A 20492-nucleotide genomic window follows, 5' to 3' on the forward strand; every position below is an offset into this window, starting at 1 on the left:
ATCGTCATTGCGAGCAGTCGTAGTACTTGCGTGGCAATCCAGCAAAAATAATAAAAAAATGCTAATCTATAGCATTTTTTACTGGATTGCTTCGTCAAAATTTACAGTTTTTCCTCGCAATGACGAAAAATAAGTCGCAGGATGACAAATAATAAAAGCAAATAATATGAAATATCAAACACATTGGGTGGAACATTCTGAAGTCAAAATATTAAGTAGTACCGGTAAAAAACATATAGCATTAGTAGCGGGTGGTATGTCTGCTGAGCGTGAAGTATCCTTAGTATCAAGCGAAGGAGTTAGTAAAGCCTTAATTGAATTAGGATATAAAGTTACCTTTATTGATATGGGAGCGGATATTGCGGTTAAATTACAGGAAATAAAACCTGATATTGTTTTTAACTGTCTACACGGTACGTATGGTGAAGACGGTTGCTTGCCTGGATTACTTAATATAATGCGGATTCCTTATACTCATAGCGGCGTGTTATCTTCAGCTTTAGCATTCGATAAAATACATTCTAGGAGCTGGTTTTTAACGAATAATATTAATATGGCTGAAAGTATTATCGTAAACAAAAGCGATAATATAAAAAGCGATCCTGTGAAGCGACCATATGTAATTAAGCCTCTTACGCAAGGTTCAAGTATTGGTGTTGAGGTGATATTTGAGGAAGATGATTTTAACTTTGCCGATTATAATTTCCCTTACGGTGATCAGGTGATAATAGAGCAATATATAAAAGGGCGAGAATTGCAGATAGCGGTATTAAACGGCAAAGTTCTTGGGGCTTTAGAAATTAAATTACTAAAGAATCGTTTCTATGATTATGAAACTAAATATACCGAAGGATTTGCTGAGCATCTTTGTCCTGCTCCGCTACCTGCTAATTTATATGAAAAATTACTTATAGAATCAGAAAAAATTTATAAAACAATGAATTGTAAAGGTCCTGCTAGAGCAGAATTTATTTTAGAAGAGCAGACAAACAAATTATATGCTTTGGAGATAAATACTCACCCAGGTATGACGCCTTTATCAATAGTGCCGGAAATTGCAGCTTATGCAGGGATAAATTTTACTAACTTAATTGAAGAAATTATAAAGACGGCAAGCTTTGAATCATGAGAAAAAAAACAAGCTCTAATAAAAACAAACAAACAAAAAAAACTAATAATATCTCATTACGCCGAAAATTAGGACTAATTTATAAAAAAGCAATATTAGGGCTTAAGATTGCTTTAATTATCTTTGTATGTCTATTTGTTTTTACAAAATATTTTGCCGGCATAAAAACCTACTTAACAACAAATATATATCAAACAACAACAAAACTTGGGTTTAAACTTGAGAATGTTATCATCGAAGGACAGCAAAATGTCGATGAGCCTACAATATTAAAGGTTTTAAATGCGAATAAGAGCAGTCCTATTTTTGCTCTTAAATTAGACGAAATTAGAAATAATTTAAAGAAAAATAAATGGATCAAGGAAGTATATGTCAGTAGAAGATTACCAAATACGGTATATATAAAATTATTTGAAAGAGAACCTATTGCTATTTGGCAAATTAATAATCAGCTTTTCTTAGTCGATGAAGAAGGTTATGAAATTAGTAAAAATATTCAGCCTTTTCCTCATTTATTACATGTTGTAGGGGAAGGGGCAAATATCTACGCAGGTAAATTAGTACTAGAGCTGCAGAAATATCCGGCATTAATGAATAAAACTTCAGCTGCCGTAAGACTCGGAGATAGAAGGTGGGATTTAAATCTTAAAGGTAATATAAGTATTAAGTTACCTGAAAAAGAGTTTGAAGAAGCATTAAAATATGTCGATGCACTTAATAAAGCAAACAAGCTATTTAACCAAAATTATAAGGCTTTGGATTTAAGGGATAAGAATAAGTATTATATTGAGAAGTATTGAGAATCGTCATTGCGAGGAGAAACGTAGTTTCGACGTGGCAATCTTGTCAAGCATCCTGAGATTGCTTCGTCAAATTACTTTGTAATTCTTTTCGCAATGACGTTTTTGGAATAACAAACATAAAAAAAATGAAAGAGAAAATATCAAATTTTGTGACACTTGATTTCGGCAGTAGTAAGATTGCCGTAATTGCTGCTTATATTAGTAAAAAAGGTGAAATTAAAGTAGCTAGCCAAAATTTGCATCATTCTAAAGGTATTAAATCAGGAGTTATATCAGATTTAAAAAATGCTGAAACTAGCATTGTTTCGGCAATTTATGCACTTGAAAAAGATTGCGGTAAAAATATAAAAAAAGTTATATTATCGTTATCAGGTGCCGATACTAAATCTTATTATATTAATTATACCATTAAAGTTAACGAGCAAACCGTAACGCAGCAGGATATTAAAAAGTTACTACAAAAAGCATTACTTGAGTTTAAAGTTAAAAACCAAGAAATTATTCATTATTTTCCTCTTGAATTTACTCTTGATAATAATTCAGTCGAGAATCCTATAGGTATGTATGGTAGAGAGCTTAGTTGTGAATTACATATTATTGCAGCTAGTTCAAATATGTTATCAAATATTGTACAATGCTTCGCTAAATGTCATGTTGAAGTCACAAATATTACTCTAGCAATTTATGCTTCTGCTATTAGCTGTCTTACGAATGATGAAAAAAATCTAGGCTCGCTTATTATAGATATGGGCGATAAAACTACCTCTTTCGGCATTTTTTTTGCCGGTAAATTAATATATACGGGGCATGTAAATATAGGTAGTTTTCATATTAGCTCGGATATTGCTAAAGTCTTTGGTATTGATCTTGTTACGGCAGAGAAATTAAAAATTTTATACGGTAATGCAATTATACCTTTATTTGAGAAAGATAGTATTATAAATATGGATGATTTTCAGGTTGATACTCATCATAATTTAAATACTTCCGTAACAATTTATAAATTAGCCGAGGTAATAAGAGCAAGAGCCGAAGAAATATTATCAATGGTAAAAGCCGAATATAATAAAGCAACAAAAGGGCAGGTTGAAGTTTTTAGAGTTGTAATTACCGGCGGTGGGTCTCAGCTTAGAGGACTTAAAGAGCTTTCAAATAAAATTTTTGAAAAACAGAGTAGAATCGGTAAACCGGAGATTATTGCCGGTTTTACAGAAGATTATAATCCGGCTATGTATTCAGCAACTATAGGAATGCTAAAAATTCATGCTCTAAAGCAGCAAAAAGAATTCGCTCATATTAGACTTGAAGAAAATAGCAGCTTCTTTAAAAAAGCTTTTGATTGGTTCAAGGAGAATGTTTAGAGATGTTGTTGCGTTAATCTATAGGTATTGCCCGCATAGATTACCCAAGTCGTCATTGCGAGGAGGTATTGTTGCGTGGACCGAAAAACCTACTCGATGTTATCCCCGCATAGGCGGGGATCCAGAAAAAAGTATAAATACAGCAAATTTTTGAAATTAAAAGCTCGATTTATCTCGCTTTATGCTGGATTCCCGCCTACGCGGGAATGACATAAAATTATTCACGCAATAATGCCTGCTCGCAATGACGATCCAATATTACCCGGCAGCTGGGGTAAAGCCAAAAGCCGATTCTTCTCCTATTACAGGCATAAGATCATTTTCGAGATTACTAACCTCAGTTGATTCATTTAATTCAGGCAAAGTAATGTTTGAAATAATATTAAATTGTTTTATATATTTAATAGCTTCTTTAGCTAGTTCAATATCATATTTTTTGGTTATTACGTCATAGCAGCGTTCATGATCTTCAGGTTTAATATTCTTGATATTAATCTTTGTAAGCAATTTTGGTAAAATTTCTAAATTATTTTCTTCTAGTGCAAGAAAAATTTTTAACATTGAGATTTTACTTTTATTTATTAATTCATCTATAAAAGATGTTTGTGCTTTTTCTCTAATAACATAGTTTAAAGCTAGATCAAAATTACCGTTATATTTGCTATATACAAAATCAATAACTTCTGAGTTTTTTGTTTTAAGAGCTGATTCTAGCTCCTTATGTGCTATCTTTTTTTTGCTATTAAGTACCATTTTAATAGCCGGTAAGTTACATGATTCAATTACTTTTATTGCCCTTAAATCACTAATATTATCAATTTTTGAAGAGATTAACTCAATTATTTGATTCTTCTGTTGAATCCCAAACTGACAATTAAAAGCTATATCAAGGTTATTTTCGTTTATTATCGATATTTTATCCACTATCATTTTAATTATATGCAAATAACCTGTTTCTATAGCTTTCCCTAGATATAGATTCAACTTTATATCCTCAATTTTTCCTGCTTTATTCAATAGTGTTTCAACTGCAAATAGAGCCTGAGATTTAATAGCATGAGATATATATCGACTAGGATCATCATTTATTTTATTAAGTATTGTTTCAGCAAGTAATATAATTTCACAACCGTTTTCACTAATAAGAACACAAAAAAGATATGTAAGATCGGTCTTATTTATCATATTTAAAATAGTTAACATTTCTTGACCGCTTAAACTCTGATTATATAAATTAAGTATTGTGCCAAACGCCTCCTCTAACTCGTTACTTGTATATATCTTCTCCAAAAAATCATAATCTGGTAATAGCTCTGAATTTAGATGCTCCTGAGAAAAATGTTCTTTGAGTTCTTTATAAAATTCTTTTACTTTTTGATATTGTTCTTGCAAGAATTCTGAAAAACTATTCATATCCATTGTTTTTATAGTTTTATGATCAAAAGCCAAACTATGTATATTATTATTTAATTTGTAACTAATAGAAAAGACGATGACTGTTAATAACGGTAGATTTTTTACTATAAAATCAATTAAACTCTCTGAGTTACAGTTTTTATTAAACAACAGATTATCTATCCCTGCCTTTGTAGTATTTGTAGCCGGAATATAAGTACATAATATAACATTGCCTTCAACATCTTTTAAATTATGCTGAGCTGCACCGGAATGACAGGAAAATATATGTACAATATTAGGTTAAACTCCTACAGTATTTTTTACTATTTTTGTCAGAACGTTATGTGCTAGTTGTTCAGAGAGGTTGCAAGTATTATTTTCTTGAAATAACTCTAACCTTAATTGTGATAATAAACTTTTTTCAAAATGCTCCATTCCATGAGCATATATAAATATTTCTTGAGGATTATGAGAAGAAGCAAGATATGTTTTTATCTCATCTTCTTTATAAATTTTTGCTAAAGTTTCTTGGTTTGGTAAGTTTGTTATTCTCGGTCCTTGGAGAACTATTTTTTGCATATATTATTACCTTAAATAAATCATTAAAATTTTTAGAAAAAATTAAGCAATTGAAATAAGATAAAAATATATTTATTATAGTTATAAGGAGTACTAATTCATTATAACTAAAGAATTATATTCATTGCTTATATTGTGAATTATACACGAAAATTTTATTTTTGCAAGATAATAGTTAATTTTTTAACTATTTACATTATTATAATTTTCGCCTAAGGCTTTTAGCTCAAATGTATCTGAGCTATTTTCTTCCCAAAGTTTACATTCAAAAGGTGAAGTATTTTCTGAGGGAGAGTATACATGCTAATATGCAGGTTTCCATTACGAATATCGACTATGCGTTCACCTTTGCATTGATAACTATCAACACCAAAATTCAAAATTTTATCTTTCCCTTTACATTTTACTAATGGTGCATAACCATGTGTTTCAAAGTTATAAGGTGTCCATTTATTGTCTTCTTTTATTTCTATAGTTCCTGCTTTTTTACCCATATAGTATTGAGAAATACCGTATATAGTAGCACGCATAACTAAATCTGACATGCTATTAACGTTACTTTCTTTTAATTTTATAGCTGTATTAAGTATGTTTGTTTCCTCTAATAAACATGCGTTTATAGTATGGTTCATACATAAAACAGCTGTGTCATCATTCACTATTTGAATAAATTGATTTTCATGTCCTCCTGAAGGAGTTTTATTGACAATAATTCCAAAATCTTTAAGTTTAGTCATAGAATCTTTATCAAATAATTCTGCTTTACTCATTCTTTTTCCATCTGCTCTTAGATTATCCATCTCTAGATCAGAAAATATTGCTGCATCTTTTGCTTCGTTTTGAAGCGAATCTAAACAAATAATTAGCTTAAGAAAATCAATGCGAAAATAAATAGGTACTTCTTCAGTAAATAAAAATGAATTTTGAGCTACAATATCAATATTCCGTATATCTTTTAATTGGATATTATTACACCCTGCTTTACTCGCTTCTTTTGCAAGTATTTCCTGAGTATTTAATATTGTTTGTTTGTCATGAAATACAGAATCGTACCAAATATTAATTTCTGCAAAATCTTGTTTAGGATTTTCTTTAGCCCATTTTATTGCCGGTGTTAAGAATTTAGTAGTTAGTTCTTCTTCAGATTTGGCATTATATATATTTTTTTGGTTTATATCTTTTTTCTTATTAATCCAAAGTAAATTAATAGAATAATCTTTTATCCCATCTTGAAAAATGTTTTTCTGTGATCGAGACATTTTATAAAACCATTTATTTTAAATATAAAAGTATTATACACAAAAATAATCTAAAAGTCAATAAATAGTTAATTTTTTAACTATTTATTGGAGATGATATTAATAGATAGGAAAATCAGAGTATATTTAGTTATTATTTAGGGTGGTGTTTAGAACAAATTAGTACATTCCCTTTAACTTCGACAATAAAAAGTCGGTCGCCTGTTTTTGCATCGATTTCGTTTGGTGCAAGATAAGCATTCATAATAGCACCGGACCATCTTACTTGTCCTATAGTATCAGAAGAAACGGTAGAACTATAAACCTCTACCGTTTTGCCTATCATATCCGAGTAGTTTTCTGTTTTATCAGTTTTATTATAAACATATTTTTTAAGAGGATAATATAATATACAAAACCAAACAAGCGATAATATACCAAAAAATGTTATTTGATTTGTTAAGCTAACTAGAGGATAATTATATACCATAAGAGTGTTTGATAATGCTCCAAGCCCAAAGAATAAGAATCCGATACTTGGAACTGCAAAGAATTCAACGATTACATAAATTATGCCGATTATTAACCATATTTCGGTGAGGTAATTATTTATCATGAACATAAGTTTTTAAAAATAATATTACGTCAGCTATGTCTTGTGGTTTTGAGATACCGGCAAAGGACATTTTAGTTCTTGGTGCATAGCTACTTGGTTTATGTAAGAAAGCAAATAAACTATCATCATCCCATACGCCGCCGAGTTTTGATAGAGCAGGAGAATATTTATAGTCTGCTATGCTTGCTTTTGGTCTGCCTGCTACATCCCAAAGATGCGGTCCTAGTTTATTTGGACCGTCTTTATCAAGAGAATGACACATTAAACATTTCTTGGCTATTTCACGACCGTTATCGGCGTTAGCAGTCTTCATTAATTCCGGTATATTTACCGGTGCTTGCTCTGATGCGGTAGTATTTTGATTTTCTGATGATTCTTGAACCGCAACGCTGTAGCCGCGATGCTGTAACTCTAGAGTGGGTTTATATAATATATTTGCAACAAATCCAACCATCATAGCAATTAAACTAGCAAATAAGATGGCTGCAACAATTTTATTTAATTCTTTTCCAGACATTTATTTTATTTTTTTATTAGAATTTATACTATAATTTAAGTTGTAAGAGAAGTTAATTAAATAAATAAAAGAAAAATTTATAAAAATATTTGTTCTTTGGAGAGAAAAATAAATGTCTGATTCAAAAAAATCAAGGATTAGAAAAATATTTAATAAGTTAAAATCTTATTGGACTAGTTTTAGACAAAGTAAAATCGGTAAAATATTATTTAGCAATAGTTTAAGTTATGCAGTTTCCGTAGCTTCTATAGCAATTGCAGTTTCCGGGCTTTTTACTCCTATATCACCGATAATTATAGCTGTAGCTGTTGTCTCAGGAGTTAGCGTAGGAATTCAAGTTATAAATGAGACTTTGAAAGTGCATGGTTTGCGTAAACTTCAAAAAGAGAATAATTTATTAGTACATAACAGAAATGCTAAAAGTCAGCAAGATTATATATTATCATTAGAACCCAGTTTAAAAGATATTTTGAAAAATGAATTATATACGTCGCAAACGGCAGATAAGGATACTACTCAAGATAAGTATGAGTTAAATGTAAATAAATTGAAAAGTACAGGACGAATATTTGGAAATAATTTAGGTGGAGCCGCAAATTTGGCTGCCTCTATTATTAAAGGTGCTAGCGGTAATGTGCTTGATATATTAAAAGCTACGGGTTACGGTGTAGTTACGACCTCATCATTAATTATCGACGGTCTTACTGAAAAGGAAAAAATAGAAATAAAAGCAATATTTAAATTAAATATAAATGAAGAATATAAAAAACAAGACACTCCTATATATGAAAATTTAGAACAATTAGAGAATTATACTAAGAATCAAGTATTGCAAACATTGGCTTTAAAAAAATTAATAACGGATAAGAATTATTGGAGTATGAATAAAGACCAAAAAATACAAAAATTTCGAGAAATAAGAGGTAATTTTAATTTTGAAATAAAAAGAAATGGTTTAGAAGAATTTTTTAAAGAAAATAAAATAACAATGGATAATAGAAAAGAGAGTTATGTTAAAGATATTAAAAATGTAATGAATCCATTTTATGAAAATCCTAGTAAAGCCGAAGGATATAGTCCGTTAACTAAAGCTATGGATAAAGATAAAGTTAATAATGCTGAAATAAAAAGGACAAAAAGTGAAAATTTAAAAAGGATGCAAAAAAGAAAGCGAAATTTAACAATATGAAATGATTATTATAACTCACTGCTAGTTACAAATTTGTAAGAGGTAGTATCGCTAAATATTCTATGCAATAATTCATTATTAAGAGCGTGGCTGGTTTTATAGCCTTTAATTGAACTTACAACGCTAGTGCCGCTGGTATATAAATCACCGAATAAATCTAATAATTTATGGCGAACAAATTCATCTTCATAACGTAAGCCGTTTGGGTTTAAGATTTTATCCTGCTCATCTATTCCTATAGCATTCTCAAATGAGGCACCTTGGGCAAGTCCTTTGCTTTTCAAATAATCAACATCTCTTATAAATCCAAAAGTTCTAGCATCCGCAATATTTTTAGTAAAAGATTCTTGTTCTCTAAAACTTAGATTTTGTCTACCTATAGCTTTACTGCTAAAATCAATGGTTAAATCTACAGTCATGTGATCGGAAGGAGTACAATATAATTCACAATCTTTGTGAACTACTTTTATATCTTTTAAAATTTTTAGATATTTTTTAGGAGCATTTTGTAATTTTTTTCCTGCACACTCAATCATAAACACAAAAGGTTTACTACTGCCGTCCATAATTGGTACTTCAGGACCGTCAATTTTAATAATTGCATTATTAATGCTGCATCCCCAAAGTGCTGCCATTAAATGTTCAATTGTTGAAATTTGAACTTTATGATCATTACTTATAGTGTTAGATAACAAGGTATCGGAAACATTGAAATAGCTAGCTTCAATATAATTATTTTCAGAAGATATATCGGTTCTAATGAATATAATTCCGGTATTTTCTTTAGCAGGTTCTATAGTTAACTGGGTACGTTTTCCCGAATGAACCCCGATCCCGTAACAACTAACCGGTTTTAATAATGTACTTTGCTGCATGCGAGGCTATAAGAAATATATTTAAATATTAATATTTAATGCCGAATTATACAAGCTATATTATGTTACAAAATATTACATGGTATACTCGATGAACTTGAAAAATTGGCGTCGTTGTTTTTTGCTTTTAATCCTCACGTACTATATGTACGCTGCGGTTAAAAGCTTCAAAACGCCTAGCTCTTTTCCAAGTTGATCTTCGTCTACCGATTATTCATTTATTTAGAGTAGATAAGCGTGCATATTTAAAACCTATATAATCTATACCTAATAAAATACCATAAATGATAGGCTACAAAACTACCGACTACGGCAAAAACGGAAAATAAGAAATCACTGCCGTTAATGGTGCCGTAAGGTACATGAGATGATAAAGCTCCGGCATATATACCGATGCTGCACATTGAAAAATACGAAAATAAAGCTGTTCTAAGTTCGTAATCTCTAAATTTATCAATTAGTATTAAAATATTGCAAATATAAATGGATCCTAAACAACTACCGATTAGTATTATATATAATATATTAAGGTTTTTACTAGTTCCATGAAGCGGTAGTAAAATAAAGCAGACGAGCAGAATTATAGTTAGTGATAAATTAGCCAAATATTTATTTACTTTGCTTAATATGTAGCATATAGGAATTATAGAAAAACATATTGCTAGGAAAATATATTTTAGTATGAGTCTTAAATTAATTAATGCTAATTCTTTCTTTAATGCAAAAGCTTCATAATACCATAATATATCTAAGGTGACATAAGCAACTACGAAGCCTGTCAATAATTGTAATTCAACATTTTTTATTAAGGATGAGAATTTTGAATTTAGATTTAATTTATGAGATGTGGGATTATAATGCAGAAATTCAGTTAGTATATTGATACAATATAACAATGCACAAATTATTATAGTATTATTTGTCGGTTTTATAAATGGATTTAATAAATCTACCATTAAGTTTCCACCCGCCCATAACAACATTATACAAGCTAAAAAAAAATATTTCTTTTTTTTGCTACTCTCAATAATGTCTAATGTTATAGAAGTGAAATATGAAAATGTTCCAAAATTAATTAAAATAAAATTAATTTTAATTAGAGTATAATTTTTTAATAAAATGAGGTTTATTGTACAAATAATTAATAAAGATAAGCTAATTAAAATAATTTTTTTATTACTTAATCTATTAATTAACTGTGTTAAGGTAAAGCCTGCGATTATCGAACCTATAAATTTAGTTTGATTTATATGATTTATTTGTTCTCCGCCTAGATTTTTATTTATCAGTAAAAAGATTTTAAAATTATAAAAATTTATAGCATTAATACAGGAAAAAATAAATATTCCCAAAAGCGAGAAAAAAATAGTTTTATAATCGTTTTTTAAAGTCATAAATTAAGTGTTTGCTAAACATAAATACATGGTATATAACTCATAATTATAATGATTAAGAGTATTATCTTAAAAATTAAAGAGATTCGTAATTCCATTATTTAAGTATATATGGATAGTTATTAGGTTATCAGCTTTTAATCAAGTATGGTAGTCTTATTTATAATTTGTATATAATTATTGTTTAATTTTAAAAAAATTAATGAATTAAATAATATGAAAATATTTTAATGTAAGAAAAATAATAATATATTTTTTAGTATTTTAAAGAGGTGTTATTTGAAGTTTATCTAGAATTTCATTTTTGCTCTTTAAATCATAGATAAATTATCTATTTAAATAAATTAATACAAGATAAACAATGATTTTTCTTAAGATACAAGCATTATATTAATTATTTGTTCTTCAAGTTAGTGAGCAAGATAAATGAATAAAAAGATTATAATTGATGCTAATTTTCCAAGCGAAACAAGAGTAGTTTTATTAGGACAAAGCAACAATATAGAAGATATTGAATTTCAAACAACTGTAAGACAACAAAATAAAGGTAATATTTATTTAGCAAAAGTCACAAGAATAGAACCATCGTTACAAGCTGTTTTTATAGAGTACGGAATGGATAAAAGTGGATTTTTACCGTTTAGTGAAATCCATCCTAACTATTACAATTTGCCTGCCTCAGAGAGAAATTTTCCGGTTAATGCTTTTCCTGAAATAGCTCTTTCAAATATTACGGTTGAGGATGATAAAGAGAAACCGGCTGCTATATATGATTCTTTGGTTGATAGTGAAGAAATTGACCTAAAAACCATAGAAGATTTAGTAGAGAGTAAATTCCAGTCAGAACTTAATTTAGAAGCGGTTGACGATATTGAAATTATTCAAAGTGGTGTTGAGCAGAACGTTCCGCAATATAAACAGTATAAAGTTCAGGACGTAATAAGAAAAAACCAAATATTATTAGTACAGGTTACTAAGGAAGAACGAGGAAATAAATGTGCCGCTTTTACTACTTATATATCCTTGGCTGGTAAATATTGTGTTTTAATGCCTAATAAAGGTTCGCAAAACGGCATATCACGTAAAATATCAAACGGGGAAGAAAGAAAAAGACTGAAAGATATTTTAAATAAAATAGTAAGCGGTGACAAAAATGCTTACAGCGTCATTGTTAGAACCGCTGGTAGAGGAAGTAGCACCTTAGATTTGAAGAAAGACTATAATTATTTAGCAAGGCTATGGAATAAAATTCGTAAAAGTACTATTAAATTTCCGGCTCCGTGTTTTATTCATGAAGAAGATAGTATAATACGTAAAACCATACGTGATATGTGCGATCACAATGTTAAAGAGGTGGTAATTCAAGGACAAGAGGCTTATGAAGGCGCTTCAAAATTTATGCAGGATTTATTACCTTCAGAGCTTTCAAAACTTAAAGAACATAAAAATAAAACTCCTATATTTACTAAGTTTCAAGTAGAAGAGCAATTAGTTAAATTATATCAGCCTGTCGTGACACTACCTTCAGGGGGATATATCGTTATTAATCCTACAGAAGCTCTTATTTCAATTGATGTAAATTCCGGTAAATCAACTTCTGAAAAAAATATTGAAGAAACGGCACTAAAAACTAATTTAGAAGCAGCCAAAGAAGTAGCGAAGCAAGTAAAGCTTAGAGATCTATCAGGTTTGATAGTTGTTGATTTTATAGACATGAGTGAAGCTAAGAATCGTAAAATTATTGAACGATCCTTTAAAGAGTTTTTAAGTCGTGACCGTGCTCGTATACAAACCGGTAATATTAGTCAGTTTGGACTATTTGAATTCTCAAGGCAGAGATTACGTTCTTCTTTCTTAGAAACTAATTCGGCAATTTGTTCTCATTGCAACGGTAAAGGAGTCATTAGAGCAAGTGACGCTAATGCTATGTTAATTTTACGTACTATAGAGAATGAAATTTTTGAAGAAAGAATTGATGTAATAAATGTTTTTACCAATATCGTTTCAGTTATTTATCTACTTAATAATAAACGTGCTGAGATAAAATTTATTGAAGAAAAATATAATATAAAGCTTAATTTTTATTCCGATCCTAATGCTACATCAGATAGTTATTCGATTGAAAAAGTGAAGCTGTTGAAGAAAAATAATAATAATGTTAATCCTGTTAAGCCGGTAATTCAGAATCATAGTGCCGATTATACTGAAGAAGAGCCGAAAAAGGAACAGTTACGCAAAAATAAACATAAATGGAAAACAGCTAATAATAGTAATAATATTGCTAATGAAGTAAAAGATAAGAGTTTAGAGGTAAAAGAACTGGTAGAGCAAACCGTAAGCGTTGTGGAAGAAGTGAAAGTTGTAGAAAGTGATGCCGGCTTAGAAGAAGCACAAGCTGTTCCAAAAAAGACAAAACGTAGATATCGTAATAAAAAATCAAATAAGAAACGTCCTGCTAATACTGCCGAAGATACGGAGAAGAATGTAGAGTCTTGATTAATATGTCATTTCTGCGTGGATACCTATGTCATTCCTGCGAAAGCAGGAATCCATACTACTTTAAAGATTTTTAAAAGCTCGATATATCTCGCTTTATTGTGGATTCCTGCTTTCGCAGGAATGACATTGAACACTTTTCTTGATCCACGCAGCAATGTCCGCTAACAATGCAACAAAATAAAAACATAAACTTAAAATAAAAGTGCAGAAGAGTTTAATTACAAAATGGTTGTTTATAAGTTGTATAATGGTCATAGCGATGATTGTTATAGGGGGGATAACAAGGCTTACAGGTTCTGGTTTATCTATAGTTGAGTGGCGTCCGGTAACCGGTATTTTGCCGCCTTTTAGTTTTGAAAGCTGGCAAGCGGAATTTGCTAAATATAAAGCTTTTCCTGAATATAACTCCGTTAATTATGGAATGACTTTATCACAGTTTAAGTTTATTTATCTGTTAGAGTTTATACATCGGTTACTCGGTAGAATTACAGCTTTAATATATATTGTACCTTTAATATATTTTTATTTTAAAGATGTTATAAAAAATCGTGACATACTACCTTATATAATTGCTTTGCTATTATTTTGCGTACAAGGCTTTATGGGGTGGTATATGGTTAAAAGCGGTTTGTTGAATAGCCCGTCCGTTAGTCATTTTCGACTTGCTTTTCATTTAATTATTGCCGTAATTATTTATCACATACTTTTTTATCAATTAATAAAAAATCGTTGTGATATTTTGTTAATACCGTCACAAACAGATTTAAAATTACCACTAATATTTTCCGGTATTGCTATTACTGTAATATATGTACAAATTTTTTTAGGGGCGATGGTTGCAGGGCTTGATGCAGGGCTGATATATAATAGTTTTCCGCTAATGGGTGATAATTTTATCCTGATGGAGATAAAAGATAATTTCTTTAATCTTGCAAATTTGCATGATCCGGTTTTTATACAATTCATACATCGTTTAGGCGGCTATAGCGTATTTTTGGTTGTTGTGGTTTTGGTAATTTGCTTGTTAAAAATAGAACATCCGAAATTAAATAAGATAGCGTATTTTCTAATGATTGCATTATTGATGCAGATATCTACCGGAATAATTACTCTTTTATACTCTGTACCTATAATAATTGCCTCTATACATCAGCTTTTTGCTATAATCCTTTTATCTATAATAATTTGGTGCTATTTTTTAATAAAAACTAGTTAAAATGTTACTGTGGTTAAGTCGGTGCTGGCTGCGTGGCTCGAGAACCGCATTCGGTGTCATCCCGTGGCTTGACCACGGGATCCAAAAAAAACTTAAAAAATACTAATATTATTAGTATTTTAAACTGGAACCCGCGATCAAGTTAGCTAAGATGACAGTGGAAGAACCGAACCATACAACAACACAATAAAAAGCTCTAAATGATCATCGATGTCAATACTCCTATTTCTTCTAGATTAGATAAATATTTAAAACGTCTATATCCGTTATTGACTCAAGGAGTAATAGAGAAAGCATTACGTCAAAAACAAATTACCGTTAATTCTCAGAAAGCAGAAGCGAGTTTAAGAGTAAAGGGCGGCGATAAAATTTTTATTAACGATAAGTTTAATTTACCTGTTAAGCAACCCGAAAAATTAGTTTTTACCGATGCTGAAATTAAACTAGCGAAGAAAATTACTACCGATTATTTGATATATGAAGATGATAATTTAATAGCTATAAATAAACCTGCAGGTCTTGCTACTCAAGGTGGCAGTAAAATAAATTTATCTATTGACTCTGCATTAAAATATTTGAATTATAAAGGTGGTGATTTTAAGTTATTACATAGGCTAGATAAGGAAACAAGTGGTTTGCTACTAATAGCTAAAAATTATTTAAGTAGTGTAAAGCTTCACGATGCTTTTAAAGAAAAATTGGTTGTCAAAACATATTTTGCCGTAACCTATGGAAAGCCAGTTAAAAATGTAGGCGAAGTTAGAAGTAATATAGAAAAGAGTAAGGGAAGTACACCTAAAATTACTGAGATTGATAGTGAAAATGGTAAACTTGCCATTACTTATTATAAATTACTAAAATCGCTTAATAATAATTTATTTTTCATTGAATTTACTCCTGTTACAGGTAAAATGCATCAATTAAGGTTGCATGCTAAATTATTAGGTTGTCCAATATTTGGAGATGATAAATATGGTAATAAAGAAATAATGCCATATAGTAAATATATGTTCTTGCATGCTAATAATATATGTTTATCTGAAAAGGTTTTTGGTAAAGAGATTAAGTTAGAGGCAAAATTACCGTTTTATTTTACTGATAAGTTTGTGGAGTGTTGAAGTTATGAGTCGTAGATGTTTTTTAATATTGTTTTTTTTAATAACTAATTGTGTTAATTGTTTTGCAGATATACAACAAAGAATCAATGGGGCAGAAAAAGAATATATTAGTAATAGATTTTTAAATGCCGTTTTTATGTTTGCCGATGACTATAAATCGTTATTAACCGGCACTAAAGGTATTTTTGCTATGAACGGTGAACAATTAAAGGCAAATGAATTAATGCCTATTGCTTCTGCTACAAAGCCTTTTACGGCAGCGGGAATTTTAAGATTGCAAGAACAAGAATTATTAAATATTAAAGATAAAATCTATAAATATATCGATCCGGAAATGTGGGGTGGAAAAGTGCCGGATTGGGCATATAAAGTATCTATCCATAATTTATTGACTCATAGTAGCGGTATTACCGAATATTTTAGTTTTGTTAAGCTAGATTTAGATATGCCAAAGCAGGAGATTCACAAGAAGATATTACAATTTGTTGCTTCTAAACCTTTAGAAGTACCTATAGGGGAAAAATTTAAGTATAGTAATACTAATTTTGTTATACTCGGTATGATTATCGAGAAAGTAACTAAAAAAGATTTATGTAGCTTTTTTTATGAGGAATTTTTTAAGCCTCTTAATATGAAGTCTACTAGTTTTGCTTCATATAGCGAAGCTGCTAGAATTCAGAAAAATGTTATTAGTTCTAATTATCCGGTAAGATATTTTTTAACGCCGAATAATAGCAATAAACCTATATTTACTCCTGTAACTGCTGATTTTTTAGCAGTTCCTTGTGCCGACGGCGGTATAATATCAACGCCGGCTGATCTTATTAAATGGTATAGGGCATTGAATGAGGGGAAAATTCTTTCTAAGAAGTCGTATAAACTTATGACTACTAAATATTTTTTAGCAAAAGATATAGAAGGGCGTAAGTCTTATATGGGTTACGGTATTTTCCTTACGGACCTTGATTTTAAGCATTTAATGATTCATTATACCGGAAAAGCTCTTGGGATACAAAGTGAAGCAGGATATGTTTTGCCTGATAATCTTTATTTTGCTATACTCAGTAATACTATGATTAAAATTCCTGAAGAAGAAAAAGATAAAATAGATATGAAAAATCCTTTAAATCAACTTGGAATAATTTATTTCAGAGATGCAATAATAGGGGCGGCTATAAAAAAGGATTAAATGAAGATAGTTACTTGGAATATTAATTCATTGCGTCTACGTACCAATTTATTAAGAAAATTAGCACATGAGCATCAGCCGGATATTATTTTACTTCAGGAAACAAAAGTAGATGATTCGCTATTTCCTCTTGAAGTTATTAAAAATATAGGCTATGAACATGTAATATATGCAGGGCAGAAATCATATAACGGTGTTGCTATTATTTCTAAATTTCCTTTGAATAATGTTTTTTCATTGGAGTTATATAATGGGGATAAAAGGCATATAGCAGCTATAGTTAATGATATAGAGATACATAATTTTTACGTTCCTGCCGGCGGTGATATACCTGATATTGAAGTAAATGCAAAATTTAAGCATAAGTTGGAATATATAAGGTTAATGCAGGAATGGTTAACTATTAACCGTACTAAAAACGATAAAATTATCATTGTTGGGGACTTAAATATTGCACCGCTAGAACATGATGTATGGTCTAGTAAACAGCTGCGAAATGTTATCAGCCATACCGATATTGAACGCTCGTTATTGGTAGAGCTACAAAACTCGTTAGGTTTTATTGATAGTAGCAGGCATTTTGTTCCGCTTGATGAAAAATTCTATACTTGGTGGAGCTATAGAAATATAGATTGGAAAAAATCTAATAGAGGTCGAAGGCTTGATCATATTTGGGTCAGTAATAATTTAAAAGATGCATTATTTTCTATGCATTTACTACCGGAAGCACGTGATTGGTTGCCACCTTCGGATCATGTACCGTATTTTGTGACTTTGGATGTCATTCCCGCGTAGGCGGGAATCTAAAAACAGATGTCACCCCGTGGCTTGACCACGGGGTCCAGAAAAAAATTTAAAAAGACTGGATCCCGTGGTCAAGCCACGGGATGACAGAGGTAAAACTGATCCATGCAACAGCACTACGCGGGAATGACATAGAACTAAAAATTTTAAGGAGTTAATTAGTGGATATTAAACCAAAAAAATATAAGCCGATAAAGGAAGAATATATAAAAAGCTTTAAAGATATGCTTCTACTGCGTCGTTTTGAAGAAAAATGTGGGCAGCTATACGGTATGGGAGAAATAGGCGGTTTTTGCCATTTATATATAGGGCAGGAAGCAGTAATCTCTGTGGTGGATATGGTTAAACAAAAAGGAGATAGTACAATTACTAGCTATCGTGACCATGCTCATATTATTTTAGCGGGAACTGAGCCTAAATACGTCTTTGCCGAGCTTATGGGACGAGCTACAGGCTGTTCGAAAGGTAAGGGCGGTTCAATGCATTTATTTGATGTACCAAATAAATTTTACGGTGGACATGGTATAGTTGGAGCTCAAGTACCGATAGGTACAGGGCTTGCTTTTGCTGAGAAATATAACGGTACGAATAATATTTGCTTTACTTTTTTAGGTGATGGAGCGGTTAATCAAGGTCAGGTATATGAAGCCTTTAATATGGCTGCTTTATGGGGCTTGCCTGTGGTTTACATTATCGAAAATAATGAATATTCGATAGGAACTTCGGTTGCTCGTTCTACCTTTATGCGTGATTTATATAAGAAAGGGGAATCGTTTGGGATTAAAGGATTCCAGCTAAACGGTATGGATTTTGAAGAAATGTATGACGGTGCTAAGCAAGCAGCCGAGTATGTTAGAGAAAATAGCTTTCCGTTAATATTGGAGGTAAAAACTTATCGTTATCGTGGGCATTCGATGTCCGATCCGGCAAAATATCGTAGTAAAGAAGAAGTTGAGCAATATAAAGAGCGTGACCCACTAGTGATAATAAGAAAAACGATACTCGACAATAAATATGCAACTGAAGCGGATTTAAAAGAAATAGAACACTCGGTAAAAGAAATTGTAAAAGAAGCAGTAGAATTTTCAGAAAACTCACCACTGCCTGATGAAGGGGAGTTGTATACAGAGATATATGTTTAAAATTTGCAAGGCTTATTTGTTCTACTGTGTCATACCGTGGTCAAGCCACGGGGTGACATTAATAGTAAATGGAAATATTTAATCAAAATAAAAAAGAAAAATGCAAATAACGGTACGTGAAGCATTGCGTGATGCGATGCAAGAAGAAATGATAAGAGACGACAAAGTTTTTGTCATGGGTGAGGAAGTTGCAGAATATCAAGGCTCTTACAAGGTAACTCAAGGATTGTTAGAGCAATTTGGCCCTAAGAGAGTAATTGATACGCCGATAACGGAATATGGTTTTGCAGGGCTTGCAGTTGGAGCAGCTTTTGCAGGGCTTCGTCCGATTGTGGAGTTCATGACCTTCAACTTTGCTATGCAAGCATTCGATCACATAGTTAATTCTGCCGCAAAAACTCATTATATGTCAGGCGGGCAGGTGAAATGTCCGATAGTATTTAGAGGACCAAACGGAGCAGCAAGTAGAGTAGCAGCTCAGCATAGCCAAAATTATACAGCTTGTTATTCCCATATTCCAGGGCTAAAAGTAGTGGCTCCTTATAGTGCCGAAGATCATAAAGGACTCATGCTTACGGCCATTAGAGATGATAATCCGGTTATTTTTTTAGAAAACGAGATTTTGTACAGTCATAGTTTTGATGTACCGGACACAATTGAGCCTATACCGTTTGGTCAGGCAAAAATTTTAAAAGAGGGGAGTAGCGTTACTATAGTTACTTTCTCGATTCAAGTAAAACTTGCCCTAGATGCTGCAAATGTTTTGCAGAATGATAATATTGATTGTGAGGTTATTGACCTGCGTACTATCAAGCCTCTTGATACTGAGACAATAATAGAATCGGTGAAAAAAACTAATCGTTTAGTTATAGTAGAAGAAGGTTGGTTTTTTGCCGGCGTTGGAGCAAGTATAGCCTCTATAGTTATGAAAGAAGCATTTGATTATTTAGATGCACCGATAGAGATTGTAAGCGGTAAAGACGTTCCTCTTCCTTACGCCGTTAATTTAGAGAAATTAGCACTGCCGAGCGAGAGTGATGTAATAGAAGCCGTTAAAAAGGTTTGTTATACTCGGTGAATTTCAAAAATTGGCGTCGTCGTCTAGCAAGTTCTGCGGTACTCACGTATTAAGTATACGCTTCGTTCCTCGCCTTGCAGACTCCTTGCTTTTTTTGAAATTGACCTTCGTATACCGACTCTTCATTTACTCGGAGTATATTATAAACAAGATCTAAACATCGTTAGTTGACTTGCTGATTTATCAAAAGTAATAGTGTAGTTACACAATTTTGTTAAATCGTCATTGCGAGCGACTGAAGGTGTTGTTGTATGGCTCAGTTTTTCGTCATTGCGAGAAGAATTACGAAGTAATTCGACGAAGCAATCCAGTTAAAAATTCTGATTTACAGAATTTTTTTATTATTT

18 protein-coding genes are annotated in these 20492 nt (G+C 31.1%); 11 read left to right on the forward strand and 7 right to left on the reverse strand.

Annotated features, from left to right (window positions below; genetic code table 11):
* The first annotated feature begins 166 nt into the window (after window positions 1-166).
* From ACE38Q_RS00480 to ftsA, 3 genes are all read left to right on the forward strand, one after another.
* Complete coding sequence (locus tag ACE38Q_RS00480; RefSeq protein ID WP_500189660.1) at window positions 167-1129, forward strand: D-alanine--D-alanine ligase; 963 nt, start codon at window positions 167-169, stop codon at window positions 1127-1129.
* Window positions 1126-1929, forward strand: coding sequence for a cell division protein FtsQ/DivIB (locus ACE38Q_RS00485; protein WP_500189661.1), 804 nt, complete (start codon window positions 1126-1128; stop codon window positions 1927-1929). Before ACE38Q_RS00480 ends, ACE38Q_RS00485 begins: the two co-directional genes overlap by 4 nt.
* A gap of 128 nt (window positions 1930-2057) precedes the next feature.
* Window positions 2058-3293 carry a cell division protein FtsA gene (gene ftsA / locus ACE38Q_RS00490; protein WP_500189662.1) on the forward strand — a complete coding sequence of 412 codons (1236 nt, stop codon included), beginning with the start codon at window positions 2058-2060 and terminating at the stop codon, window positions 3291-3293.
* 258 nt (window positions 3294-3551) lie between these two features.
* Here the strand turns inward: ftsA and ACE38Q_RS00495 are convergent, their stop codons facing one another.
* The 5 genes from ACE38Q_RS00495 to ACE38Q_RS00515 all read right to left on the reverse strand — a co-directional run bounded on the left by ACE38Q_RS00495 (window position 3552) and on the right by ACE38Q_RS00515 (window position 7641).
* Complete coding sequence (locus ACE38Q_RS00495; RefSeq protein WP_500189663.1) at window positions 3552-4859, reverse strand: hypothetical protein; 1308 nt, start codon at window positions 4857-4859, stop codon at window positions 3552-3554.
* Between the two features lie 132 nt (window positions 4860-4991).
* Window positions 4992-5270 carry a hypothetical protein gene (locus tag ACE38Q_RS00500; RefSeq protein ID WP_500189664.1) on the reverse strand — a complete coding sequence of 93 codons (279 nt, stop codon included), beginning with the start codon at window positions 5268-5270 and terminating at the stop codon, window positions 4992-4994.
* 221 nt (window positions 5271-5491) lie between these two features.
* The gene (locus tag ACE38Q_RS00505; RefSeq protein ID WP_500189665.1) at window positions 5492-6529 is read right to left on the reverse strand and encodes a hypothetical protein; all 1038 of its coding nucleotides are present in this window, start codon (window positions 6527-6529) and stop codon (window positions 5492-5494) included.
* Window positions 6530-6662: 133 nt separating this feature from the next.
* Window positions 6663-7130 carry an NfeD family protein gene (locus ACE38Q_RS00510; RefSeq protein ID WP_500189666.1) on the reverse strand — a complete coding sequence of 156 codons (468 nt, stop codon included), beginning with the start codon at window positions 7128-7130 and terminating at the stop codon, window positions 6663-6665.
* The gene (locus ACE38Q_RS00515) at window positions 7114-7641 is read right to left on the reverse strand and encodes a c-type cytochrome (protein WP_500189667.1); all 528 of its coding nucleotides are present in this window, start codon (window positions 7639-7641) and stop codon (window positions 7114-7116) included. Before ACE38Q_RS00515 ends, ACE38Q_RS00510 begins: the two co-directional genes overlap by 17 nt.
* A 112-nt stretch (window positions 7642-7753) precedes the next feature.
* Here ACE38Q_RS00515 and ACE38Q_RS00520 point away from each other — a divergent pair, with 112 nt between their 5' ends.
* Entirely contained in the window at window positions 7754-8830 is a 1077-nt protein-coding gene (locus ACE38Q_RS00520; protein WP_500189668.1) for a hypothetical protein, read from the forward strand.
* Between the two features lie 8 nt (window positions 8831-8838).
* Here ACE38Q_RS00520 and lpxC read toward each other — a convergent pair whose 3' ends face one another.
* Both lpxC and ACE38Q_RS00530 read right to left on the reverse strand, forming a co-directional pair.
* Window positions 8839-9705: a UDP-3-O-acyl-N-acetylglucosamine deacetylase gene (gene lpxC, locus ACE38Q_RS00525; protein WP_500189669.1), complete on the reverse strand. Its 867-nt coding sequence runs from the start codon at window positions 9703-9705 to the stop codon at window positions 8839-8841.
* Between the two features lie 245 nt (window positions 9706-9950).
* Complete coding sequence (locus ACE38Q_RS00530; RefSeq protein WP_500189670.1) at window positions 9951-11099, reverse strand: MFS transporter; 1149 nt, start codon at window positions 11097-11099, stop codon at window positions 9951-9953.
* 426 nt (window positions 11100-11525) lie between these two features.
* On the opposite strand from ACE38Q_RS00530, the gene ACE38Q_RS00535 reads away from it, so the two are divergent.
* From ACE38Q_RS00535 to ACE38Q_RS00565, 7 genes are all read left to right on the forward strand, one after another.
* Window positions 11526-13595: an Rne/Rng family ribonuclease gene (locus tag ACE38Q_RS00535; protein WP_500189671.1), complete on the forward strand. Its 2070-nt coding sequence runs from the start codon at window positions 11526-11528 to the stop codon at window positions 13593-13595.
* Between the two features lie 205 nt (window positions 13596-13800).
* Window positions 13801-14814 (forward strand): COX15/CtaA family protein, encoded by a 1014-nt coding sequence (locus tag ACE38Q_RS00540; RefSeq protein ID WP_500189672.1) that lies wholly within the window; start codon window positions 13801-13803, stop codon window positions 14812-14814.
* 200 nt (window positions 14815-15014) lie between these two features.
* On the forward strand, window positions 15015-15932 hold the full coding sequence (locus ACE38Q_RS00545) for an RluA family pseudouridine synthase (protein ID WP_500189673.1): 918 nt from the start codon (window positions 15015-15017) through the stop codon (window positions 15930-15932).
* Between the two features lie 4 nt (window positions 15933-15936).
* Window positions 15937-17121: a serine hydrolase domain-containing protein gene (locus ACE38Q_RS00550; RefSeq protein WP_500189674.1), complete on the forward strand. Its 1185-nt coding sequence runs from the start codon at window positions 15937-15939 to the stop codon at window positions 17119-17121.
* Entirely contained in the window at window positions 17122-17916 is a 795-nt protein-coding gene (xth, locus tag ACE38Q_RS00555) for an exodeoxyribonuclease III (protein ID WP_500189675.1), read from the forward strand.
* Between the two features lie 170 nt (window positions 17917-18086).
* Window positions 18087-19067 (forward strand): pyruvate dehydrogenase (acetyl-transferring) E1 component subunit alpha, encoded by a 981-nt coding sequence (gene pdhA, locus ACE38Q_RS00560; RefSeq protein ID WP_500189676.1) that lies wholly within the window; start codon window positions 18087-18089, stop codon window positions 19065-19067.
* A gap of 100 nt (window positions 19068-19167) precedes the next feature.
* Window positions 19168-20145 (forward strand): pyruvate dehydrogenase complex E1 component subunit beta, encoded by a 978-nt coding sequence (locus tag ACE38Q_RS00565; RefSeq protein ID WP_500189677.1) that lies wholly within the window; start codon window positions 19168-19170, stop codon window positions 20143-20145.
* Window positions 20146-20492: the final 347 nt, after the last annotated feature.

It is taken from the genome of Rickettsia endosymbiont of Thecocarcelia acutangulata, assembly GCF_964263195.1.
GTDB classification, from domain to species: Bacteria; Pseudomonadota; Alphaproteobacteria; order Rickettsiales; family Rickettsiaceae; genus Rickettsia; species Rickettsia felis.